The sequence below is a fragment of the Treponema sp. UBA785 genome (assembly GCF_002297065.1).
In the GTDB taxonomy this organism is placed as follows: domain Bacteria; phylum Spirochaetota; class Spirochaetia; order Treponematales; family Treponemataceae; genus Treponema_D.
This window is the reverse complement of the sequence record NZ_DBJD01000097.1, coordinates 1-26,182: the sequence shown is the minus strand read 5'-3', so window position 1 is coordinate 26,182 and position 26,182 is coordinate 1. Positions and strand designations below refer to the sequence as shown.

The window sequence follows — 26,182 nt, the reverse complement described above, 5'->3', positions numbered from 1 at the left end:
AAAGGCGTTCCGCTTGAGACTCTTTCAAAAATCACTTACGTAAAAGAATATTTCCTCAAAGAAATGAAGGAAATGGTTGACCTTGAGGAAGAAATGCTCAAAAATCCAGGACGCGTTCCGGAAGACAAGCTTTTGATTAAGGCGAAAAAAGACGGATTCAGCGACAAATATCTTTCAAAAATTCTCAAGGTTGCAGAAAAAGACATCCGCAAACGCCGCAACGAGCTTGGAATTAAGGAAGCATGGCTTAGAGTTCCTGTAAGCGGAGTAGAAAACGCCTGCTATTATTACTCGACTTACAACGCGGTTGACAAATCGACTGCCACAGACAACAAGAAAAAAGTAATGATTCTTGGCGGCGGACCTAACAGAATCGGACAGGGAATCGAGTTCGACTACTGCTGCTGCCACGCCGCAATGCAGCTCAAAGAGCTTGGCTACGAGACAATAATCGTGAACTGCAACCCTGAGACAGTTTCCACAGACTATGACACTTCTGACAAACTCTATTTTGAGCCTGTAACAACTGAGGATGTTCTTCAGATTTACGAGAAGGAAAAGCCTTTTGGCGTTATCGTTCAGTTTGGAGGACAGACTCCTCTCAATATTGCGCGCGAGCTTCAGGAAAACGGCGTGAATATTCTCGGAACTTCAATCGACTCTATCGATATTGCCGAAGACCGCGACTTGTTCCGCCACATGATGGAAAAACTCGAAATCCCGATGCCGGAAAGCGGAATGGCTGTTAATTTTGACGAGGCAAAGGCAATTGCAGACAAAATCGGCTATCCGATTATGATTCGCCCGTCGTTTGTTCTTGGCGGACGGGGAATGGAAGTTATCTACGACGAAAAGACTTTGCGCGAGTATGTTGAAAAGGCTGTCGGCGTAACCCCAGACCGCCCGCTTCTTATCGACCGCTTCCTTAAGAATGCTCTTGAATGCGAGGCAGACGCGCTTGCAGATTCTGAGCATGTTTACATTCCGGCAGTTATGGAGCATATCGAGCTTGCAGGAATCCATTCTGGAGATTCTGCCTGCGTTATTCCTCCGGTTTCAATTCCTCTTGCAAATCTTGAGACAATCAAGGAATACACAAAGAAAATTGCTGAGGCTCTCCATGTCTGCGGTCTTATGAATATGCAGTACGCTATTGAGGACGGAAAAGTTTACGTAATCGAGGCGAATCCGCGCGCAAGCCGCACCGTTCCGCTCGTTTCCAAAGTCTGCGACACTCAGATGGCGCGCCTTGCCACAAGAATGATGCTTGGAGAATCATTAAAATCTCTCGGGCTTAAAGACAAGGTTATTCCGTATTTTGGAGCGAAGGAGGCAGTTCTTCCGTGGGCGAGATTTCCGGGCGTTGACCCGATTCTCGGACCTGAAATGCGCTCGACTGGCGAGGTTCTCGGGCTTTCAGACAACTTCCCGCTCGCTTTCTACAAGGCTCAGGAAGCCGCAGGCGCAGAACTGCCGCACGCTCCAGCTCCGTGGGAAAACAAGAAAGTCCTGATTTCTCTTAGCGACAAAGAAGGCTTAAAAGGACAGGTTCTTTACATCGGAAAAACTCTTTCTAAGCTAGGATTCACTCTTGTATGCACGCAGGGAACTGCTGAATTCTACCGCGAAAACGGAATCAAATGCGAGGAAGTGAACAAGATTGGCGCCGGCCGCCCGGACGTTGTAGACATAATTATGAACAAGGAAGTCTGCCTTGTAATCAACACACCAAAGGCAAAACGCAATTATGCCGAGGACAGAAAGACAATCCGCAAGGCGTGCCTTAAATACAAAGTTCCTTACATTACGACCTTGGCAGGCGCTTATGCCGCAGTTCAGGGAATCGAGGCTGTAAAGAACGGAAAAGGCGGCGAGGGCGGAGTAAAGTCTTTGCAGGAATATCACGCGATGATAAAACAGTAAATTTCGGACAAGAGGCTGTAAGAGCGCGCAAAGCGCGTTGCGGAACAAAGTGAAGCAATGCAGGCGAAAGCCGGAACTCTGAAAGACTCGGTTTTGGACTGTCCAAAAACAAAATATGCAAAAGTTGCGTCGTCAAATGAAAATTTTTGAAAAACGCAACAGCTGCATAAAAAAATGGACAGTCCAAAATGGCCCCAAATAAAAAAGTTCACAATTTTCCCCCAAAAAAATACAGCAATTTCTAAAAAATCTTCAAAATTGCCGTAAAAATTACGAGGCATTCAAAATGAAAGATTTTACAGTCGGAAAAACATATCCGCAGCTTATAAACTACGCAATTCCCTTGATTTTGGGAAATTTTTTTCAATTGACTTATAATGCAGTCGATTCGATAATTCTCGGCCGTTTTGCAGGAAAAGAATGTCTTGCCGCTGTCGGAATTGCAAATCCCGTAATGAATATCATGATTTTTCTTATCGTTGGAATCTGTCTTGGCGCCAGCATAATCATGTCGGAGTTTTACGGCGCAAAAGACGAAAAAAAACTTAAAAACGAAATCAGCACTACAATAGCAATTGGTTTTTGCTTTACTCTTGCCGTAAGCGTCGTGTGCTTTATTTTTGTAAAACAACTTTTGCGTGCAATCCGCTGTCCCGAAGATTTAATCGAACACACAGCAAATTATCTCCGCGTCGTATTCGCCGGACTGATTTTTACTTTTTTTTACAATGTTTACGCTTCCGCCTTGCGCGCTGCCGGAGATTCAACTTCTCCAATCATCTGTGTTGCAATAAGCGCGGTTTTAAATGGAATTCTCGACTACTTTTTAGTTGCTGTCTGCGGTTTTGAAATGCACGGAGCGGCCTATGCAACAGTTGCCTCTCAGTTAATCAGCTGTATTTTAATAATCATCTATGTTTACAAAAAAGTTCCGCTTCTCGCACTAAAACCGCGGGAATTCAAAGTTGAACGCTCGCTTATATTGCGGACAGTCAATTATTCCTGGGCAACGGCCTTGCAGCAATGCGTTTTGTATGTCGGAAAACTTTTGGTTCAGTGCGCGGTCAATCCTCTTGGAGTTGATGCAATCGCAACTTTCAACGCCGGAACAAAAATTGACGATTTTTGCTACCAACCGACCCAGAGCATTGGACACACAATCACAACCTTTATGGCTCAAAACCGCGGAGCAAAAAAGCCGGCCCGCCAGCGTGAAGGTTTTTTAAAAGGCTTTTCGCTCGAATGGATTTATATTATTGTTACGTCAATTTTGGTTATTCTTTTTAGAAAACAGCTGGTTTTGCTTTTTGCAGGACAAAACGAAAGCGAAGTTTTGCGTCTTGGCGAAAAATATCTTTTTGTCATGGCCTGCCTTTACTTTTTGCCGGCAACAACCAACGGAATTCAGGCATTTTTCCGCGGAACAGGCGACATAAAAATAACCGTAATCTCGACAACATCCCAGATAATTTTCCGCGTAATTTTCAGTTTTATTTTCTGCAAAATGTTTGGAATTATCGGAACAGCCTATGCTTGTCTCGCCGGCTGGATTGCAATGCTCGCAGTTGAACTTCCAATTTTCTTTTTTGCCTGGAAAAATCTAAAAAAAGAAAGTCAGGGCGTTTCTCAATAAAAACTAACTGTTTTTATTGAGCCGGGCTTTTGCGTTATAAAATTGCTGCGCAATTTTTCCGTTCAGCCGCGCAGGCGCGTCCGAACCGCTTACGCGGCCAGCAATCCCTAACGCATGCAAAAAAAATGCAACCTTTTTACAAAAAGAGTGTCTAATTTTTCAGAAAACAAATTCACAAAAATGCGAGGAAAATTATGACTCTCAAAACAGAAAACAAAGCTTTTGAACAAAACAAAAAGTTACCTGTCAAACCTTACACTTTGGGCGAAGAAATTTTCAATTCCGTAAGCCATGGAGCGGGTTCGCTTCTGGCAATTGCAGCAATCGTACTTTTAATTGTTTTTTCGCCAAAAAGACCAATGGTAATTACGAGCGTTTCCATTTACGGCGCATCAATGATTCTTCTTTACACAATGTCTTGTCTTTACCATGCTTTTACAAATATGCGCGTAAAAAAAGTATTCCAAATTTTTGACCATGTTTCTATTTATCTTTTAATTGCAGGAACATACACGCCATATTGCCTTGTAAATCTCGGCGGAGCGTTCGGCTGGACAATGTTTGGAATAATCTGGGGACTTGCCGCTTTAGGAATTACAATCTACTCAGTTTTTGGCAATAAAATGCGAAAAATTAGTTCAATCACTTATATTTTAATGGGCTGGCTTGTTTTAGCCGCTTTTATTCCATTAAAAAACGCATTGCCAAAATTAAGTTTTTCAATGCTTATTTGGGGCGGACTTATTTATACAGTCGGATTTGCATTTTACAGCGCAAAAAGCGTAAAATGGGCACATTCAATCTTCCATCTTTTTGTAATCGCAGGAAGCGTCCTGCACTTTTTCTCTGTCTTTTTTGCAATGAAATCCGCGTAAAATTTTACAGAAGAGCCGCATAAATTCTGTTTGAAAAAAAATCGAATTTACTGCGACTCTTTGTCAAAAGCCTTTTCCAAACTGTCGCTAATTTTTTGCATCTGAATTTCGTTTGTAATATGAAATTTTGCCAAAACTTCCTGATCAAACTGATAAAAATCAATATCTTTTATCTGATAATGCGCAATCATATCCGAAAGATAAACAATTTCGGTCAGCTTTTTAACATTTTCCGGAGCAAGGTCAGGTTCGTGATGATGCCGAATTACAGAAACAATGACTTCCGGAAAGTTCCACTTTTCTGCAATTAAGGCACCAATTTCTCCATGGTTTACACCAGCGACAAGTTTTTCAAAAATATCCGGCTGAATTCCTTTTTGAGCGCAAATGTCTTTTATCCGGTTTATGTACGCAGGATGAGTTGTTTCAAAAATCAATTTTCCCATATCATGCAAAAGACCGCAGATATAAGAATCTTCGACTATAGTTCTATCCGATGAATAAAAATTTCTTGCCAGATTGTAAGTATAAAAAGCTACACGATAAGCGTGTGTCCACAAGGCTTTTGTTTCTTCTCCAAGTGTATTCAAAACATTCATTGAACTTACAGAAAGAATCATATTTTTTATTCCGCGAATTCCTACAAGTTTAACAGCGTCAGAAATACTTCGGCAAGGAGAAGCCAGGGCAAAAGTTGCAGAATTTACAAGTCTTAACAAATCGGAAGTAAGGGAAATGTCGCTGGAAATAAGCGTAGCAATTTCGCTCATTTTCGAATCCGGGTTGTTTAAAAGACGGTTTATCCGCATGACGGAATCTGGAAATTGCGGCAACTCATCAATCAAATTGACAAATTCCCGGCTTACAACACTTAAATTATTTTGAGTTTTTTCGTCCAGCGGAAGAATTATTCTTGTAATTGTTTCGCCATTTTCGCACAAAATCTGGAAATTTTCTTCTGTAAGTCCAATTTTTTCCAGTATCAAAATCATAATTATAAGCCCAAGTCCAGCACCTTCTGTTTCATCAAGAACCTGATTCGTTGCCTGATCAACCGAAGTATACTGCTGAGCCCGGCTGAGTTTGTCATGCATTCGTTTGTATTCTTCAACTGTCAATTCGGAATTATTACGAACTTCAATTTTGATTTTATTGTTGCGCGCCTGAAGAATAAGTTTTACGTAAAGTCCGGCTTTTTTCTGCAAATCAAGGTAATAACGAATATTAGAGAGTGTTTCCCTCTTAAAATTCTTTATACCTTCAGAATATTGCTCTGCGTTAAAAATATCGAGATTTTTCTGCTTAAAAAAGATTCTCTTTGTATTTGCTTTTTTACCGTTTGTCAAAAGCTCGTTCAAACAATACGTCAAATATTCTGACATTTGATTTTGATTCAATTCGTTTAAGAACGCCTTCAACACCGAATCGATATAAGCTTCCATTTCTCGCGGAAGAGTATAAGTCGTTATCGAAAGAGGAATTCCAGCCCTTATGGCCATTTTGATTTTTGACAAATCGAGTTTTACTTTTTTAACAGGTGGCATAGCTATTTATAGATTATAACTCAACTTTTCACTATTATAAACATATGTTTGACGCTTTTCTTTCACAAATGCTAATTGTTTTTTTGTTATTTATAGTCTGTGTAAGATTCTTTTTTGCACGAAATTTAACAATTGACTCTTGCTCTGTTCTTGCTCCAATTGCATTTTTTCTTTCTCTCGCAAATATTTTTTTGTGGAATTTAACCGTACCAAACATCTTTCTTGCAGCTCTTTCATTTATCGTTTTCGCAACAAATTTCCGTGCAATTTTAAGACTTTTTTCAAGAGTTTTTGTCGACAGATATTCGGCTTTATTTTCAGTTTTTAGCATTTTGGAATTGATTTTGATTGTTTTTTCGGCAGTATTTTTGATTTTAAACCGTCCTGTAAAAATTGAACCAAAAAATTTCAATTCAAAAAAAACAGTTTACCGTCTGAGCGGAAGCATTTCTCACGGATTTGAACAACTTTTGCCAGGCGATTTTTTCTACAGCTCAACAGGAACCTTAAAAATCTACGAACCGTTGACAATTTCTTCAGAAAAAACTGAATTAAAGAAAATTTTTTCAGAAAATACAGAAACTACAACGCTTGAACTCCCTGCTCCAACACAAGAATTGACGCAAAAAAAGCAAAAACCAATAATTGTTTTTTGCGGAAGCGAAACTGCCGAAACTCAAGATTATGAACCTTATCTGCTTTTTTTGTCAAAAAAAGGCTTTACGGTTTTAGCGGCAGATTTTTATTCGCATGACTGCCTTTATCTTCCTGGAATTCTCAATTCGCGTATTTTCAGAAAATTTATGTTTTTAAACGACAAAAATAATTTTCAAAAAACCGAAACCATAGCGGCAAAATTAAATCACACAAATTCATACAAAGCGCTCGCGAAACTTGCGCAAAAACTTTATGGAAAAGATTTTCCGCTCTTTTTTGTGTTTGACAGCCTCGATTTTAAGTCAATCTGCCAGATTACAGAAAATGCAGGAGTTCAAACCGCAGGATTTTTCAGTTTAAACACAATTCAAGAATACAAAACTTCAAAATTTGGATTTATCGAACAGACAAATATTCCTCTTGCAAAAAAATATGGATTTTCGAGAGATTCGTCGTTCTTTATTCCGCGCTATCTGGCAAATAAAACCGCAGAACAGATAGAATCTGAATGAAACATAAAAAACAAACCGCTCTTTTTTTGAATGTCTACAGCTAATTAAAAACTATAGACTATAAACTTTTATTCTTTTATACTTTCAATTTATGGACACAGAAAATATCGTTGTGGAATTTAAAACAAAAACGTCTCTTTCAAAAAAATTGATTCCACTTATTTTAATGCTTCTTGTAATCGCTGCAGATCAGATTACAAAGCAGTTAATTGTAAAAATTATTCCGCTTACTTTTCCACCAAGCATGGGCTCTTCTTTTTTTGGTGATTTTTTAAGAATTATACACGTTTGCAATCCAGGAATTGCATTCAGCATAGGGCAGGGCTGGTCTTTAACTGCAAGAGCCTTTTTATTCCGCATAGTTCCGTTGTTTGTAATTATCTTAGTGCTTATTGTCTATTTTAGAAACGACGAATTCAGCTCACTTCAAAGATGGGCAATTGCAGGAATTGCCGGCGGCGGACTTGGAAATTTAATCGACCGTTTTTTCCGCAAAGAAGGCGTAATTGATTTTATTGATGTAAAATTCTACGGAATTTTTGGAATGGACCGCTGGCCAACATTTAATGTTGCAGACGCGGCGGTTGTAGTCTGCGGAATTCTTCTTTTAATCTCATTCGCATTTACAGTAAAAAAATCAAATTCAAATAAGGAGACATGATAAAAATTACATCCCTGTATTTTTTATCATTGCAGTTTGTTCAAGCGTTGCTTTCACAAACTATGATTCTCGCCATCCGTGGCTCGCCGCTAACGTGGTGTTTTTATGGGAGAAAAAATGACAACTCACGATAGAACTTTAGTTTTCAATCTTTGCGTCGCACTTTTTAATATAATACTCGGACTTGCAATAGAACTCGTATTGGTTGGAGGAAGTTTTATTTTCCTCTCAAAATTTCCAGTTATTGCAAACGGAATTTCAGTAAATGTTTTGCTTCCTTTTATACTTTTTGCAGGAATCATCCTCGCAATGATGATTAGCGTAAAGACAATAAGCTGGGCAATTAAAAAATTCGAATTGCAAGACAAACTGGAGCAAAAAGCCATAAAACGCTATATCCACGAAGAATTATAAAATTCTTCTGTGCCTTTTAGCCTCAGCAAAAAAAAGACGCAGACATTTTCAAAAATCGATTTGCAAAAAACAGCCTTCAATTATTTCAAAATAATAATCAAAGGCTGTTTTTTTTATTTCAACCAAACTTTCTGTAAATCTTCCTTAAAAAATTTAACAAAAAAACTTATTCTTCAAATTCCTCAAACAGCAGTTCCGACAGTTTTGCTTTTACTCCTGCCTGATGCGCACCAAGCCTGTAAGTCCCTGCCGTCAACGTAATTTTTTTCCCGGCAATGTCTGTACTTCCTGTTTTGGTCTTCGGCAACTCTTCTGTAGAAACAATTTCACCCTCAAAACTCGCTTCTCCGTCTTTTGAAGCAATTGAAATTCCATATTGTTCTTTTTGTGAACTTCCCAATATTTCTGTAACCGTCAAATACATCTTTTTTTCAACCGAAAATTCCACAAATCCCTGCTGTTCTTTACTCTTTAATTCAAGCACCGCAAAATTTTCATCAATTTTTGTACTTACCCTAATATTATTTACAGTTTGAAATCCTTCATTTGCCGCCTGTTTTTGGAATCCGCCGTTTACACCCATTTTATATTCTCCGGCAACTACAAATTCAGGTTGTCCAAAATTTGGACAACCTTCTTCAAAGCAGCATTTTTCCGCTTCCTCCTGGCTTTCGTAGTGAATTCCGCAGTTCAAACAAAAAAAATCGCTTTCGGCAAAATCAATTTTTGCAATTAAATTTCCGCAGTTTTTATTTTCATCTTCATCAACTTCATTTTCAAGCTTTTTACAAACAACCGAACACGAAGAAATTTCAAAATCCACCGTCCAGATTCCAACAAAATACGTTGCATTTGTTTCGGCACTGTCAAGCTTTAAAGTTCCGTTTTCCAGGCAAACTAAATCTTTTAAGGAACCGTCAGCATAAAAAACTGCCAAATTCGGATACAAAGAGTCATTTTCTCCAAGAATAACAGAAATTTCGTAATCATATCCAGCTTCAGTCTTTATTTTTACAAATTTCATTTCGTTTTCAGAAAGAGAAAAATCCCCTGCTTCAACTTCAACCGGAACTGCATAAAAACTTGCAACCGCCGTTTCTTCCGTCAAAATTTCAATTTCCTTAGAATTTTTTCCTTTAGAAACTGTTTTTCCATTTTGATCCAAAAGATGTATTTCAATTTCGCCTTCAGCATAAATTCCGCACGGAATTCCTTCAAACGTAAACACATAATTACTTCCGGGAACATAACTTTCTTGAGAATTTTCCTCAGTTTCAATCTTCTCCGCGCAAGAAAAATCCAACTCTTCCAGCCAGACAAATTCATCGCCACTTTTATATGCCAGTTTTACAGCATTTGTCTGCGTCGCAACAACACGAGTATTTTCTTTTATACTTTTTGCATAATCCGGAACAAAAACCGTAACTTTTGTGCTCCCGTATTCAAAATTTTCATTTTCCGCCATCTCTCCGCTAGAAGACCCATGTGAACAGCCGAACAAAAGCCAAACACAAACCGCCAAAACTAAAATTTCCGCCATTTTCCTAAAATTTTTTCTTTTCATTTTTCCTCCAATAAAAAAATACAAAATTCGATTTCAAGTTTATGGGTGGCTTTTTGTTCCGCTAAGCTGCACAAAAACCGGGCTTTTCGGGGTTCCGCTAACGCTTCATTGGCTATTCGCCAACGGCTTTGCCGCCCCTACAATCCCTGCCACAAACAAAAAAGTCCACTCATAAAAACTTTTCATCTTTCTATATATTTAGTTGCGCTGAATGTCTAAAAATGACAAAAAATTCTTTGTATTCGTTCTAAAAAAGCTTATTTTTTATTTTTAACACAATTAAAACTTTAAAATAAAATTTCTTGTTTCTATTCCCGTGTTTTAGTGATATTATATAAAAAGGTTTTTTAACAAAAAGTTTTAACTTTAAAAATTAATGGAGAAATTTATGATTGGAAATGTAATTGTTGGACAGTCTGGCGGACCTACAGCAGTAATCAATTCATCACTCGCCGGCGTTTATCAAACCGCTAGAGATCGTGGTGCAAAAAAAGTTTATGGTATGCTTCACGGTATCAAAGGACTTCTCGACCGTCAGTATGTTGATTTGTCCCAGAAAATCCGTTCAACAATGGAAATAGATCTTTTAAAAAGAACTCCGTCTTCTTATCTCGGTTCTTGCCGCTATAAGCTTCCTGATGTTGCCAGCGACAAAGCAACTTTTGAAAAAATCTTTGCAATTTTAAAAGAACTCGAAATTGAGTATTTCTTCTACATCGGCGGAAATGACTCAATGGACACAATTGCAAAGCTTTCGCAGTATGCTGAAGAAATCAAAAGCCCAATCCGCTTTATTGGCGTGCCAAAAACAATCGACAACGATTTGGCAATTACAGACCACACACCAGGTTTTGGTTCAGCGGCAAAATTCATCGCTTCTACAATGAAAGAAATTATTCGCGATGGTCTTGTTTACGATTATCCAACTGTAACTGTTGTTGAAGTTATGGGCCGCAATGCAGGCTGGCTTACCGCAGCTTCTGCTCTTTCTAAATCAGAAGATTGCGAAGGAGTTGATTTAATCTATCTTCCAGAAAAACCTTTCAATATCGATATGTTCATTACCCGCGTAAAAGAACTTTCCTCTTCTGGAAAATCCGTTGTTATCGCTGTTTCTGAAGGAATTAAACTTCCTGACGGACGTTATGTTTTTGAACTCGGCCAGCATGCTGATTCAGTCGATGCTTTTGGTCACAAGCAAATGTCTGGAACCGCAAGTTTTCTCGCAACAAAACTTCAGCTTGAACTTGGAGTAAAGGCTCGTGCAATCGAGCTTTCAACTCTCCAGCGTTGTGCCGCCCATATTTCAAGCCGCACTGACATTACAGAAGCTTTCAATGTTGGCGGAGCTGCCGTAAAAGCAGCATTTGAGGGTGAAACAGGCAAAGTTGTTGTTCTTAAGCGCGTTTCTGACGATCCATATATGTGCATTACAGAAACTGCCGACGTTCGCGACATTGCAAATGTTGAAAAGAAAGTTCCTCTTGAATGGATTTCTGGTGACGACCATGTTACAAAAGACTTGATTCACTACATTCACCCTTTAATTCAGGCAGAACTTAGTCCGATTATGGTTGACGGTCTTCCACGCCACTTGACGTTAAACTGCAACTAATTCACTTTTTTGGGTTGAATAAGCCGAATTGACAGGTTCACCGAAATTCGCTTATTCAGCCCATTTTTTTTCCATAACATTTTCAATTATTTTTATTCCTTATCACACATTTTTTCGGTTAGTTGCCACTAAAGTTTTATTTCAATAAAATATATAAATCATGAAAACTTCAAAATTTTATATTTCAACGCTCCGCGAAGCTCCGGCAGAAGCCGTAATCGCAAGCCACAAACTTATGCTCAGAGCAGGAATCACCCGCAAACTCGGAAACGGACTTTACACTTATCTTCCGCTTGGACTGCGCTCACTTTATAAACTCGAACAAATAATCCGCGAGGAATGGAACAATACAGCTGAAGCCCTTGAATTTAAGCCAACAGTAATTCTCCCAGGCGACATCTGGAAAGAATCTGGCCGTTGGGAAACTATGGGCTCACAAATGCTCAAAGCAAAAAACCGCGGTGAACAGGACATGGTTGTTTCTCCAACTGCAGAAGAAGCATTTACTGCGATTGTCCGCGACGGACTCAGTTCTTACAAGCAGCTCCCTGTAAATCTTTACCAGATCAACACAAAATACAGAGATGAAATCCGCCCAAGATACGGCGTAATGCGCGGCCGCGAGTTCATAATGGCGGACGGCTACACAATGAACGCTGACGACGAGTCTCTTGATGAATCATACAAACTCTACGAGAAAGCATATTTCCGCATATTCAAACGTCTTGGACTCAAAATCATTCCAGTGCGCGCGGACTCAGGCGCAATGGGAGGAAGCGGTTCAGAAGAATTCATGGTTGAATCCCCAATCGGCGATGACACTTTGATTATCTGCCCGAACGAAAAATGCGGTTTTGCGGCTAACGTTGAAAAAGCATGGTGCGCTTCGGACGATTCTGTAAACAAAAAAGGCGAAAAACCGTCAAAAACAGAGCTCCCTGTCGAAATAGTAGCAACTCCAAACGTTTTCTCAATCGAAGATATGGAAAAATTCTTTGACGAATCACCAAAAATGTTCATCAAGGCTCTCATTTACCGCGTAATCAACTCATCACTCGACATGACAGGCGCAAACGGCGCAGACAAATGGAAGAGGGTAAAAGACCCTGCCGGCGATTACTATCCACTTTCTTATGTTTGTGTCCTTATCCGCGCAGATTTAGACGTAAACGAAGCAAAACTTGCAGCAACCCTCAAAGCATCAGAAGTTGTCCTTGCAGAGGCAGAAGAAGTTCTTGAATACGCAGGCGCTCCACACGGTTTTGTCGGCCCGGTTACAGCAAAATGTCCGCTCGTAGTTGATTATTCTGTCGTAAAAGACGGCGAGGCAAAAATGCACGATGCAATCGCAGGCTCTGGAAAAGACGGCTATCACATTATTCACGTTGAACCGCTACGCGACTTCGTCCCATACATCAATGCAGACGTCCGCACAGTAAAAGAAGGCGACAAATGCCCTCTCTGTGGCGAAACTTTCTATACAAGAAAAGGAAACGAGCTCGGCCACATCTTCAAGCTCGGTCACAAATACACAAAGTCAATGCACGTAACTTTCCTTGCAAAAGACGGCAAACCGGCAGAACCGACAATGGGCTGCTACGGAATCGGCGTTGACCGCACACTCGCCTCAATCATCGAAAAAAACAACGACGAGAAAGGCATTATCTGGCCAATGTCAGTTGCACCGTTCCAAGTTTGCATCGTTCCAATCAAATACAACGGAGCAATGAAAGAAGTTGCCGACACAATTTACGAGAAACTCACAAAAGCAGGAATCGAAGTCCTTCTTGACGACCGCGACGAACGCCCTGGAGTTAAATTTGCCGATATGGAACTGATTGGAATTCCTCTCAGAATTACAGTCGGCGACAAAAATCTTCCAAATGTTGAATTCAAACCACGCAGCGCAGCCGAAGCAGAACTTGTTCCAGCAGAAAGCGCAGCAGAAAAAGCAATTCAATTTGTAAAAGACGAACTCGCAAAACTTCAAGCATAAACTTTTTTAAGCTCAAAATGCAAATTTTTCAAACTTTGAGTTTAAAAAAATCGTCATCAAAATAAAAAACGGTCATTAAACTAAAACCCAAATCGGCAAAAGCAAAATGACCGTCTTTTTTCACTTTTTTTTCAATCGAGGAAATATGAAATCCGTTCCTTCAAAAAAATCCTTTTTTTCAGTTTTGTTTTTTTCATTTTTTTCTTGTCTTTTTGCGCTTCCGGGCGTAACAAAAAAAATTCCGGATTTGTCGGGACAGTTCGTTTATTACGAAGACAAAAGCTTTGAGCGCGAATCATATTTCGGAATCATTTTTTACGATGAAGGAACTTACGGTCTGCGCTATTTTGCACCGTCAAAAACAGACGTCAAGTCACTTTTACCCAAAAAAGACATTCAAATTCTTTTTTCGCTCGACATTACAAAAAAATACGTTGAGCTCACCGGCGAACGCATAATTTCCGCAATTTCTCCAGAAGACACAGACATAATCAATTACCTTCACGATATGCTTTACGAACTTACAGCCCGCCTCCAAAAAGCTTCTCCAAACGGTTTTATCGAAGACAAAATTACCGTTCCACAGGAATTTGAACAATTTGGCGGCGAGGTAAAAATCAATTTCGACCCGTTCATTCCAATTTTCAACGTAAAATCAATCGAAGACTCAACTGGAAAAATCGTTTTTAACCTTGTAACCGCAGGTCAACTTTCTTCTTCTTCCGACGAAAATTTCAGTGCATTTGAAGGACTTCCTGTAAAAACCGAAGACCAGCATTCATTTTCACTCAACAAAAAAGCCGAAAAACAAAAAATCACCTATAAAAAAACTTCCGGCTTCACCCAAAAAATCACTCTCGACAGTCAGTGGACAGCAAAAGCCGAAAATTTTTACACACTTTCAAACAGCGCAATTCTCGCTTTCGACATAATCGACCTTTCAAAAACCGATTCCGCACAAAAAGCAACCGTTTCCGACACTCTTTTACAAAAATTCACACTCGGCACAGACGGAACTTATCCTTATTCTCAATTGCAAAAATTAGAAACCGCATCTTCAGGAACAAAAGTGTCAAACTTGTTTTTTAACGACATTTCAAAATCTTTCACGCGTGACTTCAAAATTTTGACACATCTCGACGAAAACCACCTCGCAATAATGTCTTTGACCGTTTTTCAAGGAGTCTATAGCAAAAACAGCAAATATTTCGATTCAATTATAAAATCGTATTCGGCAAAATAATTTTTTGAATTTTTGGGTGGCTTTTTGCATCGCAAAAATCGGGCTTTTCAGGGTTCCGCCTTTCGGCTCCAGCCGCTTCCTTCACTCGCTGCTCTCGTTCAGTCCAGTGTCCGGCTTCGCCGCCCTTACAATCCCTGCCACATTTTTTTAATTAAAACTTGAACGCGAAAGCGGACTTCCAATCCAAATTCCTTCACTTCCCAAATACTCTTTTTTCTGACCTTCAATCAAAAACTGCACGCTGTTTACCGTTCCAAATTCTGTCGCAGTATAAACAATCTGCATAAGCTGAGCCTGATAACCGTCCATTCCGACCGTATTAAACTCAAATTGCTCATTAAAATTCAAATAGGCAATACCATCACGCACAGAAGCCGACAAAAGCCTTGTTCCCTCAGGAATCAAACTTCTATAACCGCGAGCACTTTCCTGCGCATTTGGTCCAGCAAGCAAAATATTCATATTAGTCACAAGCGGCGAATCATTTTTTTCAACAGCCCGCGTAATCATTTTTCTGCTCAAAGTTCCATCTTCGCCAATATAAACAAAATAAATTTTTTGGTTAGTTACAGTAATAGTTTTCTTTTCAGGAGCTTTTGTTTTTTCTTCTTTTTTTATATTTGCCGGAGAATTTTCCGTGCTTTTTTCTTGTTTTCCCTCATTTTTTGCAACTTGCGGTTTTTCTTCCGTTTTTTCGGTCTTTTTTATTCCTTCACTCTGATTTTGTTTTTTCTGGTCAGGAACATCTTCATTTGCCGATTTATTTTCATCAAATTTTTCAACCGAAGGCAACACTTCTGTTCCCAAGTTTTCTTGAGAACTTTGCTTTGTTTCTGTTTTCAATTCAATAACGGTTTCAATTTCCGGTACTTTTTTTTCTTTTACTTCATGCTTTTGAATAAATTCCGGAGTGGTTCCAAAAAGGCGTTCAAAAAATCGCGTCGTTTTTAAATTTGAATATATATCGTCCTGTTTTACCAAAAATACAATTAAAAGAATCAAAAATCCAAGAATCCAGCAAGCAAAAGCCAATCCTGTCGAGTTTTTTCTATTTTTTTCATTTTTTGCCATATCATCTAGTATAATTGACACCAAATTAAAAGTCCACGCAAAGCCAGCCGAAGTTTTACAGAAGCGAAAAATTTTCATAATTCTACTTGTTCCATTTTCTTTTAAACATTAAACTAATATCCGTACGAAATTTTAAATTGAGGCGATTTATGGATAAAAAAGGTGCTTTCTACGAACACAAAGAATTTGATTTAATTACTTTTGGAGAAACAATGCTTCGTCTTTCTCCTCCAGTAAATGAACTTATTTACAAAAGCGACTCTTTTAAAAAACATGCGGGCGGAGCAGAACTCAATGTTGCCTGTGGAGTTTCTCTTTTAGGCTGCCGTTCTGGAATTATCACCCGTCTTCCAAAAAATCAACTTGGAACTTTCATCAAAAACCGTATCCGCTCATCTTCTGTCAGCGATGACTTTATCATTTGGGACGAATCTCCAGAGGCCCGTGTCGGAATTTATTTTTACGAAAACGGAGCTTATCCGCGCAAACCGACAGTTGTTTACGACCGAAAAAATTCTTCCATCACAAAAATCAAGGAATCTGAAATTCCAGAAGACATTTATAAAAAAGCAAGAATGTTTTACACGTCAGGAATCACTCTAGCTTTGAGCGAAGCAACTCGTAATCTCGCAATCAACATGATAAAAAAATTCAAGGCAGAAGGGACTCAGATTGCGTTTGACGTAAACTACCGTGCAACACTTTGGGACGAAGAAACAGCCCGCGAAACAATTAAACACGTTCTACCTTATGTCGATGTTCTTTTTATTTCCGAAGAAAGTTGCCACCGTATGTTCCAAATGAAAGGAACTCTCGAAGACATGCATAGGCAGTTCTGTCGCGATTATCCAAATATTCAGTTGATTGCAACTTCACAACGCGAAGTAATCAGTCCAAAAGTTCATTCATTTGGTTCGACAGTGTATTTAAAACGTCTGGACAAATTCTATCGTGAAGAACCTTACAAAGACATTGACGTTGTTGACCGCATTGGTTCTGGCGACGCTTATTGTGCTGGCGTTCTTTTTGGACTTCTTCATTACGATGATGCTCAAAAAGCCGTTGAATTCGGCAACGCAACTTGTGCTACAAAAAATACAATTTTCGGAGACCTTCCAGTTTCCGACTTCCGCGAAATCGAAGCGATTATCAAGGCTCATCAGACAAAAGGCAAACAGTCAGAAATGAACCGTTAACAAAAATATCTTAAAAAAAATCGGTGGTTTAAGGGCAAAAAAATCTCTTGACCACCGATTTTTTTATATACTTATTGAATAAATTTTCCTTCTAAAAAAAAGTGCCAGACATTGCAAATAAGTTTTTTATTTTCTCATCTCATACAAGACAATTGCGGCCGCCTGCGCAACATTCAAACTTTCAATGGGACGCTCAGCGCTTTTTCCAAATGTGCTTGTATTAGGAATTATAATAAGTTCATCACAATTTTCTTTTACCTGTTTTGAAATTCCGTGCTCTTCATTTCCAAGAACTATTAAAGCCGATTTATTTGCGCTTAATTCTTTTAACTTTCCTACTGGCTGAGTTGCATTTACATCTGTACCAAAACGAAGCATTTTTCCTTTCATTGCTTCCAGCAAACGGACTATCGACTTTACAGAATAAATATTTACATATTCCATTCCGCCTTGCGCAACCCGGTACGAACTTGTTGTAATCGAAGACTGAGCTTCATCCAAAGGAATAATAACATTTTTAACACCAAAAAAAGCTGCGCTTCTTACAATCGCACCAAGGTTATTTGCATTACCAACGCGGTCAAGGATCAAAGCAGTCTCTTTTTCGTGCAGCCATTCGTTAGTCACATCGCTGTCCAAAGGGTTAATTTCCGGCTGCTCAATCATTGCAACCACACCCTGATGGTGAACACTTCCGCAAAGTTTTTCTAATTCATTTTCATCTTTTACTTTATTGTACGGAGCCTTTCTTTTTGCAAGTGATCTACATAATTCCCCAAAAGAATTCATTCTTTCTTCAGTATAATAAAACCGTCTTATTTTCTGGGGATTTTCTTTTGCAAGTGCTTTTACAGCCTCAAAACCACAGACTGCAAGTTCTTTCTTTTGTGTATTTTTCATATATTGAATATAAATCAAATTTAAATAAAAAAAAAGCGGTATCTTTCGACACCGCTTTTCGGGTTTTACTAATTTTACTAAAACTAGTAAAGAAGGTTCATTTCCTTCATCTTAGCAATACCAGCCTGTTCCCAAGCCTTTCCACCCATGTTGTTGAATTCTGCCAACCAAGCATCCCAGTTAGCTTTTGTAAGCTGGCGTTTGCCTGTCATAAATTCAACTACACCCTGTTCATAGAAACGCTGAAGGTCAGCATCTGGAAGAGGGAGAAGAGAAGCGCCAATTACTGGTGTCCATGGTTTAGACTGCATTTCGCGGAGAGCCTTCAATGAAGAAAGCTGTTTCTTTGAAACTGCTGTTGTATAAGTTGGGTAACGAGACATAAGTTCAGCATCTGAGTTGTAGTAAACCATGTTGCGGAGCTGAGTCAAAGGCTGCATCTTTGGCTTAGAGAAAGCCATGTTCTTATCTGGAATACCATCTTTTGTTGGTGCACCTGTTTTTGGATCAAGTACATAGTTTACACCTTCAACACCGTATCCAAGGAGATAGTAACCTTCGTCAGAAGACATCCATTCAAGAAGACGAGCAATCATCTGTTTCTTTGTAATAGTCTTTTTAGTTCCATCAACATCTTTCCAGTTCTTGATTGTCTGGTCAGCGTTTCTTTTTGCTACACAGTAGCGGCGGTAAGCCTGATCATAAACACCAGCAGCTGATTTTCCTTTTGGTCCAACAGGTGGATCAACGATAATCAATTCACCTTTAGGGAAGTTCTGATCGAATGGAGCATAGTTAGATTCTGCAAATGCAGCAGCGTTCTGTTCACGGAAGATACCGAATTTTCCCTGTTTCCAAGAAGCACGGTAGTCATCCTTTTTATAAGCTGTCCAGTTTGGATCTATAACCTTTGCATCAATGATTTTCTTGAGGAATTCAAGAGCATCGTAATATTCTGGTTTGTTGATGTTAAGACCTGCGCCGTCTTTAGACATAGACCAAGTTCCAGCAACACCAAATGCACCGAACCATGGGTCAAAACGAGCACCAAGACCTTCACACATTGGCTTAAGTTCGATATACGCGCCGAGACCGTATGTATCGTTCTTTCCGTTTCCATCTGGATCTTTGAAAGTAAATGCTTTCATTACTTCGAAGAATTCATCTGTTGTCTTAGGAACTTTGAGTCCGAGTTTGTCGAGCCAGTCTTTGCGGATAAGAATACCTTCATTACGAACGATTGTACCTGGCTGATCAAGACCATAGCAAACACCGTTTACTGTAGAGTGCTTGCGGGCATCTTTATCATAAAGCTTTGCAGTGCGGTTAGGCATCATTGCAAACATATCATCTACAGGAGCAAGAAGTCTCTGTTTTGTCAAAATCTGGAAACAGTTATCGCTTACCATGAACAAGTCAGGAAGAGAGTTTGCAGCACCAGCAGCGTTGATTTTTGTATCCTGGTCAGATTCGTTTGAAGGAAGAGCTGTTACAACCAAGTTAATTCCGAGCTTTTCCTTAATAATTTTATAAGCAACCCAGTCAGCAGGTGGCGGACCAGCTTCTGTTACAGCAGCACCGTACCAAAGTTCAATGTTAACTGTACCGTCTTTGTTTGCCTTCCATTTTTTTGCAGCAAAAACTGGAGAAGCAACTGTAAGAACCAAAGCGATGAGCGCGAGATTCTTGAAAAAGTTTTTCATTTTATCCTCCTTATATTGAATCGAATGAAAACAATTTTATAAATAAAAATATCCGATTTTAAAATCGCGATACCTTAATTATAGCACAAAAAATTGACCAGACAATATCTTTTTATCATCTGGTCAAGCAAATGCAGTATTAAAACTTAGCCCTTAACAGAACCAAGCATTGTACCCTTTGTAAAGTATTTCTGAATAAATGGATAAGCAATAATCATAGGAATTGCCGACATAAATACAGAAGCCGCCTTAATAGCCTGTACAGAAGCATTTCCGAAAGCGTTTACTTCAACGTATTCGTTCATACCAGAAGCCATCAAAATGTTGCGGAGCAAGATTGGAAGTGGCTGCAAGTAAGCTTCGTTCAAGTAAAGCATAGCGTGCATGAAGTCATTCCAGAAGTTTACAGCGTAGTACAAACCAATTGTCATAATGATTGGTTTTGACAACGGAAGAATGATAGACACAAGAACATACCATTCAGCAGCACCATCAATACGAGCAGATTCTTTCAAAGATTCAGGAATTCCTTCAAAGAAACCACGCATAATCAAACAGTTGTATGTACCAATTGCACCAGGCAAGAAGATTGAAGCCAAATGGTTTGTAAGATGAAGATTTGTTACAACAAGGTATGTTGGGATTACACCAATATTAAACAAATATGGAATAAGCACAAAGTAGTTAAGGATTTTGCGTCCTGGAAGATCAGAAACTGACATACAATATGCCATAGGAACTGTAAGAGCAAGAGCAGTTACAACACCGAATGCCATAATCTTCAAAGAGTTCCAAAATGCTGTAATAAATCCAGCGTTACCGAGCAAAGCTTTGTAAGCAGAAACATCCCATTTCCATACAGGAAGGAACATACCTTCAAAGTTTGTTCCAAGGAATGAGTTTGGACGGAAAGAAAGTGTGATTGTAGACCACATTGGGATCGCAATAATTACACCAACAAAAATAAGAAATGCATTGATACAAATATAGAATGTGCGATCGCCTGCAGTAAGTTTTACTGTACTTGGTTTTGTCATTTTAGTCTCCCTTAATTACAGAAGTGAAGAATCAGCAAGTTTTTTAGTAACAGCGTTAGATGCCATTACGAGAAGCATACCGATTACACCCTTGAAAATACCAACGGCAGTAGCAAGAGCAAACTTGAACTGCAGAAGACCCTGACGATATACCCAAGTATCGATAATATCGGCTACAGAATATACAGGAACAGAGTACAACATGAACATCTGGTTAAATCCAGCATCAAGAACTGTACCGAGTTTAAGAAGAACTACGGTTACAATTACTGGCTTAATAGACGGAATTGTAATATACCAAACACGCTGAACAGCAGATGCACCTTCAACCATTGCGGCTTCAAACAATGAAGGGTCAATTCCCATCAAAGCAGCAATAAAGATAATTGCAGCCCATCCCATTTCCTTCCAAGCATCAGAAATAATTACAATAGCAGGGAATGTATGAGTGTTTGTAAGAAAATCTACTGGATCACCGCCAAAAAATTTAACGATGTCGTTTACCATACCATCACCAGGAGCCAAAAGTACAAGCAAGATACCGTACATAATAACCCACGAAAGGAAGTGCGGAAGATAAGCAAGAGTCTGTACAACTCTACGAAGAATGTCATGTGTACATTCATAAAGAGTTACAGCAAGAATAATTGAAAGCGGAACACTGATTACAAGTTTTAACAAACTGTAAAAAATTGTGTTGCGAAGCAATTCACCAAAATAGAATGACTGGAAGAAGTCTACAAAATTGCGGAATCCAATCCAGCTACTTCCCCAAATTCCATCTGAAGGCAAAAAGCTTTTAAAAGCAATCTGTCCGTTCACAATTGCACCATACTTCAAAATAGCATAGTAAACAGCTGGGATAACGAGCAGTGCATAAACAGAATAGTGTCTCTTAACATCTTTCCAAAGGTTTTTCTTTGGAGCTTTAAGAGCTGTTGTTTCTTGTGCGATCATATTTAACCTCAGTTCTTTTATAATAACTTTTTTTATATAAAATTGACAAGCGTTTTATTGGACAAAAACGAACTATGCTTAAAAAATTCTTACTGTTTTGTCCGAATTTTTCCAGGCGGAATACCGTAGACCTTTTTAAACACTCTGCAAAAATATGCCTGATCCTGAAAACCAGATTTTTCTGCAATTTCGTAAATTGTATCATTCGTTTCAAGAAGCATTTTTGTCGCAAGGAAAATTCTATAACGATTTAAGTATTCCCAAAGCGAAAGTCCAATTTCTTTATGGAAAATCCTTGTTAAATAATCTTCGCTAACGTGAACGGTGTCAGCAAGTTTCCATCTTACAATCTGCTGAGAAGCGTTTTTGTTAAGATAAAGTATCGCCTTTTTTACCAGCGCGCCTGTATGAGGCGGCATAATTTCATCACCTGAGAGAATTTCGCGGATTCTGCTGTCAAACTGTTCAGAATCAGCAGCTCCGCTATTGCACAAAATAATTCTTGGATGAGCGCACAAAAGCTCAACTTCTTCTTCGGAAGAAATTGTTTCCGGCAAGACGATAATCGGCACAAGGACAGTTTTTGGATTTTTTCTGATTTTCTTAATGCTTTCTTCATCAATTGATTCAAAAACAATCAGCGAAGGTGTAATTTCTTCAAGAATATGCTCAAATTCCGCCATTGACTGAATTTTTACGCTGTTAGAGTCGGTTGCCCAAGTTCCATAATTTGTACGTTTTGCATTTATGAATAAAACCGGAGCAGATTTTTGAGCGCGAACCTTCGATTCAAGCATTTCAACAAAATTATGGCTTATAAGCTCGTGACTGTAACACAAAATCGGCGCACGGAAAAGATTTTCGTTATGTCGCAAACTGTAAACCTTTACCCATTCGTCAATCGGAGCATTGTCAGACCGCCAGTAGAGAATTGCATTTTCGAGCTTGCCATCAGCCAGAGAGTCAAAATTTACAACCGGCATATCGAAAATTTCCGAAATTGTTTCTTTAGAAGAAAGGTTTATGACATTTTTCGGAGACTTTTCCATTTTTACCGGCGGAAGTCCTGCAAGATTAGGCCAAGGCAAAATTATTGAAAGCGATTCATCATCAATTTTTTGAACTTCGCCGTACTGCAAAAGAATAATCTTTTCTGCCAGCAAGAATTCCGGATCTTTCCAATCAAGATGCTTTGTCTTTAAGTCGATTTTTAAGCCTTCATATCCGGCAGAAAGCGACATTGAGCCTTTTCCATCGCCAAAAAAAGTAAGAAGGGCTTTTTTTAAGCGGTCAGGATCTCCGTAAACAAGTGGAAATTTCTGGTCTAAGGAAGCAACAACACTTCCCGGCAAAACTTGACGAATGTCAAAAAGCTTTTTATCCATCGGCAAATCGTCAACCTGAGAACGGGTAAGCTCAACAAGAGTAACGGTCTTATGCAGCTGAGACTGAATTTGAGAGCGAAGGAATATCAGCTGCTCAGTAAGAATATCCTGATCAACAATGCCTTTTTCGATATTTCCCTGCATCTGGAATATTTTTGCAGACAAATCTTTTAAAGGATCGCAAAGCTCACTTCCAACATTTGCAAAAAACTCAGTTTTAGCAAATTCCGCTTTTTCGGCTTTTTGACGCGCCTTGTCAATTTCTTTAAATAGAAGAATGTTTTGAATTGTATTTCCAACCGAAACCCTCAATCCTTCGTAAACGCTTCCATCGCAGTCAGAATAGCCATTTATCATATAGCCGAGCGGTTTATTTTCCATAAAAAGCGGCTGAACAAGATAAACTCCATATTCAAAATCTTTTTTAAATTCTTCCGGAACCAAAAGTTTTGAAGAAAAAAGCTTTTCCTCAAGACAAAGCTCGCCAGAAGGATTAAATCCACCGACATATCTTGAAGTTCCGTCTTCTTCATAAAGAACAAGAGCCGTGCTTCTAATTCCGATTTTTGGCAAATAATCCGAAAGAATTTTCATCAAAGCGTCAAAATCATGGGCAGCGAGCAGGGCGCTTTTTAGCGAGCTTACAATCGACGCATTTTTTTCTCTAAAAGTCCGAAGCTCGCAAATTTTTCGCTGAACCTGAGGAATTATCAAATTTACAGTGCTGATAACCTTTGTTACATATTCTTCCGGCAAAAATGTCGAATTTTTAAGAAGGCGCAGTGCCTCGTACAAAGTAAAAAGTTCACCGTCTTTCTTAAAATACGCCGTCAAAACGTCGCTCAGACGGCGATAGAAATCCGACTGATTATTTTCAAACAGCGCTTCAAAAAGAGGCTGAATAAGTTCTTCGCGCTCTTTTTCGTCCGCATGAAAGAGCTTTGAAATTGCCTCAACAAAATCATCACGATTTTTTATACGTTTTTTTGAATCATAAAAATTCTGAAGATGCTTTAAATTATTACAACCGCAGCTTTCACGGATTACAGGATATGCCGGCAAAACCGTATCTTCAACTTTTTCACCATTCAAAAGCCGAACAAGCTTCTGATAAGCGACAATTCCGAGTTTTTCCATTGGCATATGAACCGTAGAAAAAGAAACAGAACTTACGCGGCTTTCTACAGAATCATTAAAACCGCCGCAAATATAATCTTTTGGAACCTTGTAGCCGTGTTTTTCAAAATATTCAACTGAAGCAAGGGCAATTATATCGCTGGCGCACAAAAGCGCATCAAAATCTTTTCCAGGAACCAAATTTCTTTCATTATAAAGCTGAACTGCGCCTTTTTCGCTTTCGTACCAATCCATATAATCAGAAATCAGATTTTCGTCTAAAATTCCGGCTTCTTTTACAGCATCAAAAAAACCGCGAAAACGATCCTGAGCCGAAGTATGATTTTTTGGGCCGCGGATAAATGCAATCTTTTTTGCGCCATGAACTTCAATCAAGTGTTTTGTTAATTCCTTCATTCCTTCGTAGGCGTCAAAAGAAACACTTGGCGCGCCGTCAATTTTTTGACCGATAGTTACAAATGGAAGATTTCCAAATTTTTTATGAAATTCAACACTTTTTTCGTAAGAAACGCCATTGCTTATGCTCGAAGCCCAGCTTATCAAACCGTCAAGATTTTCCGAATTAACAAGTTTATAGATTTCGTTAAAGAGATGATTTGCGCCAGAATCGCTTAAATTGCTTCCAGGAAAAATAAAAAACGAACCTTTTTCTTGAGAAGCGTAATTTGCAAGTTTAAACCAAAACTTTAATGACGATCCAAAATGAATTGTACTCAGAGCAAAACCGATTCTTTTTCCAGACGTGCCGATATTCAAATTTTCCCCCAAAATATAATCATACGGATTTTAGTATTATGTCGTTTTTTTTACAAGTGCTTCCGTTATTGTACAAAGGATTTAAAATATTTTAAAGTTTTTTGGAGCGCATTATTTTTACAAACCCGCTTTCCACCCTTCCGCTTTCGCTCCATTTCCTCCGGAAACTCCGGGGTTCCAATCGGGGCTATAAAATTTCCTCTAATTGAAAGTCTTATCCATAAATGATAAAATCAGACATTATTTTTGGAGGCTTCTAAAATGGCATTAAAGTCTATAAAAGACGTTGTAAAAACTGTAAAACGTCCAGAAAAAATTCTTCAGTTTGGCGAAGGCGGATTTCTCCGCGCATTCGTGGACTGGCAGATTGATATTGTAAACGAAAAAACTGACTTCAACGGAAATGTTGTAATCGTTCAGCCGCTTGAAAAAGGCATGGTTGACGCGATGAACGCACAGAACAACCTTTATACAACTGTTCTCCGCGGCATGAAGGACGGAAAGCCGACTGTCGAGACACGCACAATCAACTCTATCAGCCGCTCAATCAACCCTTACACAGACTACGACGACTACATCGCGCTCGCTTCAAGCCCGGACTTGCGCTTTATCGTTTCAAACACAACAGAAGCCGGAATCCGCTTTGACGCAGAAATCGACGGCGTTCCAGTAACTCTCGACCAGAAGCCACAGAAAAACTTCCCTGCAAAAGTTACAGCATTCCTTTACAAGCGTTTTCAGGCATTCAAGGGAGACGTTTCAAAGGGAATGATCCTTATTCCTTGCGAGCTTTCTGACCAGGCCGGTCTCAACCTCAGAATCAACATTCTCCGCTACGCAGAAATGTGGCAGCTCGGCCCAGACTTCATCAACTGGTTTGACGAGGCTTGCGATGTCTGCTCTTGCTTGGTAGACCGCATTGTTCCAGGATATTTCCCGCTCCTCACAAAAGAAGAAGACGGAAAAACACAGGCAGAGCATATCTGCGAAAAACTCGGCTACGAGGACAAGCTTCTTGACTCGGCAGAGCTTTTCCACTTCTGGGTTATCGAGTCTAAAAAATCACACGAGGATGAGCTTCCTCTCGTTAAGGCTGGACTTTCAGTTAAATGGGTTCAGAACATGGACTACTACCACACAAGAAAAGTACGCATCTTGAACGGAGCGCACACTTCTTCTGTTTTGGCAGCTTTCCTTGCGGGCTCAAACTACGTTCAGGACATTGTTTGCTCTGAAAAAGTTGGAACAGGATTCAACACACCAAACGCTGACGCTCAGAAATTTATGCGCAACGTAATCTTCAACGAGATTATTCCTTCAATCGACGGAGATCAGGAAGACCTCAAAGAATACGCTGAGAACGTATGGTCACGCTTCCAGAACCCGTTCAACCCGCACCGCTT

General features: G+C 39.3%; 19 protein-coding genes and 1 pseudogene. 12 read left to right on the top strand and 8 right to left on the bottom strand.

From position 1 onward, the window contains the following. From carB to trhA, 3 genes are all read left to right on the top strand, one after another. Window positions 1-1,923, top strand: a 1,923-nt coding sequence (carB, locus tag B2X33_RS09150; protein ID WP_296669157.1) for a carbamoyl-phosphate synthase large subunit, incomplete at its 5' end; no start/stop codon positions are given. A 229-nt stretch (window positions 1,924-2,152) separates the two neighbouring features. Continuing rightward, window positions 2,153-3,556: an MATE family efflux transporter gene (locus B2X33_RS09145; RefSeq protein ID WP_296018293.1), complete on the top strand. Its 1,404-nt coding sequence runs from the start codon at window positions 2,153-2,155 to the stop codon at window positions 3,554-3,556. Window positions 3,557-3,750: 194 nt separating this feature from the next. Then, window positions 3,751-4,431 (top strand): PAQR family membrane homeostasis protein TrhA, encoded by a 681-nt coding sequence (trhA, locus tag B2X33_RS09140; RefSeq protein WP_296669155.1) that lies wholly within the window; start codon window positions 3,751-3,753, stop codon window positions 4,429-4,431. A 47-nt stretch (window positions 4,432-4,478) separates the two neighbouring features. Here the strand turns inward: trhA and B2X33_RS09135 are convergent, their stop codons facing one another. Then, complete coding sequence (locus tag B2X33_RS09135) at window positions 4,479-5,975, bottom strand: HDOD domain-containing protein (RefSeq protein WP_296669154.1); 1,497 nt, start codon at window positions 5,973-5,975, stop codon at window positions 4,479-4,481. Between the two features lie 44 nt (window positions 5,976-6,019). Between B2X33_RS09135 and B2X33_RS09505 the strand changes: the two are divergent. The 4 genes and pseudogenes from B2X33_RS09505 to B2X33_RS09115 form a co-directional block, all read left to right on the top strand. Continuing rightward, window positions 6,020-6,289: pseudogene (locus B2X33_RS09505) on the top strand (hypothetical protein); the annotation flags it as partial. A 30-nt stretch (window positions 6,290-6,319) separates the two neighbouring features. Continuing rightward, window positions 6,320-7,144: a hypothetical protein gene (locus B2X33_RS09125; protein ID WP_296669152.1), complete on the top strand. Its 825-nt coding sequence runs from the start codon at window positions 6,320-6,322 to the stop codon at window positions 7,142-7,144. 91 nt (window positions 7,145-7,235) lie between these two features. Then, on the top strand, window positions 7,236-7,805 hold the full coding sequence (gene lspA, locus B2X33_RS09120; protein WP_296669150.1) for a signal peptidase II: 570 nt from the start codon (window positions 7,236-7,238) through the stop codon (window positions 7,803-7,805). Between the two features lie 105 nt (window positions 7,806-7,910). After that, window positions 7,911-8,219 carry a hypothetical protein gene (locus B2X33_RS09115; RefSeq protein WP_296669149.1) on the top strand — a complete coding sequence of 103 codons (309 nt, stop codon included), beginning with the start codon at window positions 7,911-7,913 and terminating at the stop codon, window positions 8,217-8,219. Between the two features lie 166 nt (window positions 8,220-8,385). Here B2X33_RS09115 and B2X33_RS09110 read toward each other — a convergent pair whose 3' ends face one another. Then, the gene (locus B2X33_RS09110) at window positions 8,386-9,783 is read right to left on the bottom strand and encodes a hypothetical protein (RefSeq protein WP_296669147.1); all 1,398 of its coding nucleotides are present in this window, start codon (window positions 9,781-9,783) and stop codon (window positions 8,386-8,388) included. 388 nt (window positions 9,784-10,171) lie between these two features. On the opposite strand from B2X33_RS09110, the gene B2X33_RS09105 reads away from it, so the two are divergent. From B2X33_RS09105 to B2X33_RS09095, 3 genes are all read left to right on the top strand, one after another. Then, on the top strand, window positions 10,172-11,398 hold the full coding sequence (locus tag B2X33_RS09105) for a 6-phosphofructokinase (RefSeq protein ID WP_296016297.1): 1,227 nt from the start codon (window positions 10,172-10,174) through the stop codon (window positions 11,396-11,398). A gap of 160 nt (window positions 11,399-11,558) precedes the next feature. Continuing rightward, the gene (locus B2X33_RS09100) at window positions 11,559-13,394 is read left to right on the top strand and encodes a proline--tRNA ligase (protein ID WP_296669146.1); all 1,836 of its coding nucleotides are present in this window, start codon (window positions 11,559-11,561) and stop codon (window positions 13,392-13,394) included. A gap of 145 nt (window positions 13,395-13,539) precedes the next feature. Further along, complete coding sequence (locus B2X33_RS09095; protein WP_296669144.1) at window positions 13,540-14,637, top strand: DUF7954 domain-containing protein; 1,098 nt, start codon at window positions 13,540-13,542, stop codon at window positions 14,635-14,637. A 147-nt stretch (window positions 14,638-14,784) separates the two neighbouring features. Here the strand turns inward: B2X33_RS09095 and B2X33_RS09090 are convergent, their stop codons facing one another. Further along, on the bottom strand, window positions 14,785-15,708 hold the full coding sequence (locus tag B2X33_RS09090) for a GerMN domain-containing protein (RefSeq protein WP_296669143.1): 924 nt from the start codon (window positions 15,706-15,708) through the stop codon (window positions 14,785-14,787). Between the two features lie 149 nt (window positions 15,709-15,857). On the opposite strand from B2X33_RS09090, the gene B2X33_RS09085 reads away from it, so the two are divergent. Beyond that, window positions 15,858-16,904 carry a sugar kinase gene (locus B2X33_RS09085; RefSeq protein ID WP_296016271.1) on the top strand — a complete coding sequence of 349 codons (1,047 nt, stop codon included), beginning with the start codon at window positions 15,858-15,860 and terminating at the stop codon, window positions 16,902-16,904. A 126-nt stretch (window positions 16,905-17,030) separates the two neighbouring features. Here B2X33_RS09085 and B2X33_RS09080 read toward each other — a convergent pair whose 3' ends face one another. The 5 genes from B2X33_RS09080 to B2X33_RS09060 form a co-directional block, all read right to left on the bottom strand. Continuing rightward, window positions 17,031-17,804, bottom strand: a complete 774-nt coding sequence (locus B2X33_RS09080) for a TrmH family RNA methyltransferase (protein WP_296669141.1) — start codon at window positions 17,802-17,804, stop codon at window positions 17,031-17,033. Between the two features lie 83 nt (window positions 17,805-17,887). Next, a complete protein-coding gene (locus B2X33_RS09075) occupies window positions 17,888-19,507 on the bottom strand; it encodes an extracellular solute-binding protein (RefSeq protein WP_296669139.1) in 1,620 nt (539 codons plus the stop codon). A gap of 146 nt (window positions 19,508-19,653) precedes the next feature. Further along, a complete protein-coding gene (locus B2X33_RS09070; protein ID WP_296016250.1) occupies window positions 19,654-20,544 on the bottom strand; it encodes a carbohydrate ABC transporter permease in 891 nt (296 codons plus the stop codon). Window positions 20,545-20,559: 15 nt separating this feature from the next. Further along, window positions 20,560-21,501: an ABC transporter permease gene (locus B2X33_RS09065; protein WP_296016241.1), complete on the bottom strand. Its 942-nt coding sequence runs from the start codon at window positions 21,499-21,501 to the stop codon at window positions 20,560-20,562. Window positions 21,502-21,590: 89 nt separating this feature from the next. Next, on the bottom strand, window positions 21,591-24,779 hold the full coding sequence (locus B2X33_RS09060; RefSeq protein ID WP_296669137.1) for a helix-turn-helix domain-containing protein: 3,189 nt from the start codon (window positions 24,777-24,779) through the stop codon (window positions 21,591-21,593). Between the two features lie 261 nt (window positions 24,780-25,040). Here B2X33_RS09060 and B2X33_RS09055 point away from each other — a divergent pair. Further along, window positions 25,041-26,182: tagaturonate reductase (locus tag B2X33_RS09055; RefSeq protein WP_296669136.1), on the top strand; the 1,142-nt coding region annotated here is incomplete at its 3' end.

What these genes read in the sequence shown, in the direction of transcription:
- B2X33_RS09105 (WP_296016297.1), top strand. Translation starts at nt 10,172, where the DNA reads ATGATTGGAAATGTAATTGTTGGACAGTCTGGCGGACCTACAGCAGTA.
- B2X33_RS09135 (WP_296669154.1), bottom strand. Translation starts at nt 5,975, where the DNA reads ATGCCACCTGTTAAAAAAGTAAAACTCGATTTGTCAAAAATCAAAATG.
- B2X33_RS09090 (WP_296669143.1), bottom strand. Translation starts at nt 15,708, where the DNA reads ATGGCAAAAAATGAAAAAAATAGAAAAAACTCGACAGGATTGGCTTTT.
- B2X33_RS09095 (WP_296669144.1), top strand. Translation starts at nt 13,540, where the DNA reads ATGAAATCCGTTCCTTCAAAAAAATCCTTTTTTTCAGTTTTGTTTTTT.
- trhA (WP_296669155.1), top strand. Translation starts at nt 3,751, where the DNA reads ATGACTCTCAAAACAGAAAACAAAGCTTTTGAACAAAACAAAAAGTTA.
- B2X33_RS09110 (WP_296669147.1), bottom strand. Translation starts at nt 9,783, where the DNA reads ATGAAAAGAAAAAATTTTAGGAAAATGGCGGAAATTTTAGTTTTGGCG.
- lspA (WP_296669150.1), top strand. Translation starts at nt 7,236, where the DNA reads ATGGACACAGAAAATATCGTTGTGGAATTTAAAACAAAAACGTCTCTT.
- B2X33_RS09070 (WP_296016250.1), bottom strand. Translation starts at nt 20,544, where the DNA reads ATGACAAAACCAAGTACAGTAAAACTTACTGCAGGCGATCGCACATTC.
- B2X33_RS09080 (WP_296669141.1), bottom strand. Translation starts at nt 17,804, where the DNA reads ATGAAAAATACACAAAAGAAAGAACTTGCAGTCTGTGGTTTTGAGGCT.
- B2X33_RS09100 (WP_296669146.1), top strand. Translation starts at nt 11,559, where the DNA reads ATGAAAACTTCAAAATTTTATATTTCAACGCTCCGCGAAGCTCCGGCA.
- B2X33_RS09075 (WP_296669139.1), bottom strand. Translation starts at nt 19,507, where the DNA reads ATGAAAAACTTTTTCAAGAATCTCGCGCTCATCGCTTTGGTTCTTACA.
- B2X33_RS09085 (WP_296016271.1), top strand. Translation starts at nt 15,858, where the DNA reads ATGGATAAAAAAGGTGCTTTCTACGAACACAAAGAATTTGATTTAATT.
- B2X33_RS09065 (WP_296016241.1), bottom strand. Translation starts at nt 21,501, where the DNA reads ATGATCGCACAAGAAACAACAGCTCTTAAAGCTCCAAAGAAAAACCTT.
- B2X33_RS09115 (WP_296669149.1), top strand. Translation starts at nt 7,911, where the DNA reads ATGGGAGAAAAAATGACAACTCACGATAGAACTTTAGTTTTCAATCTT.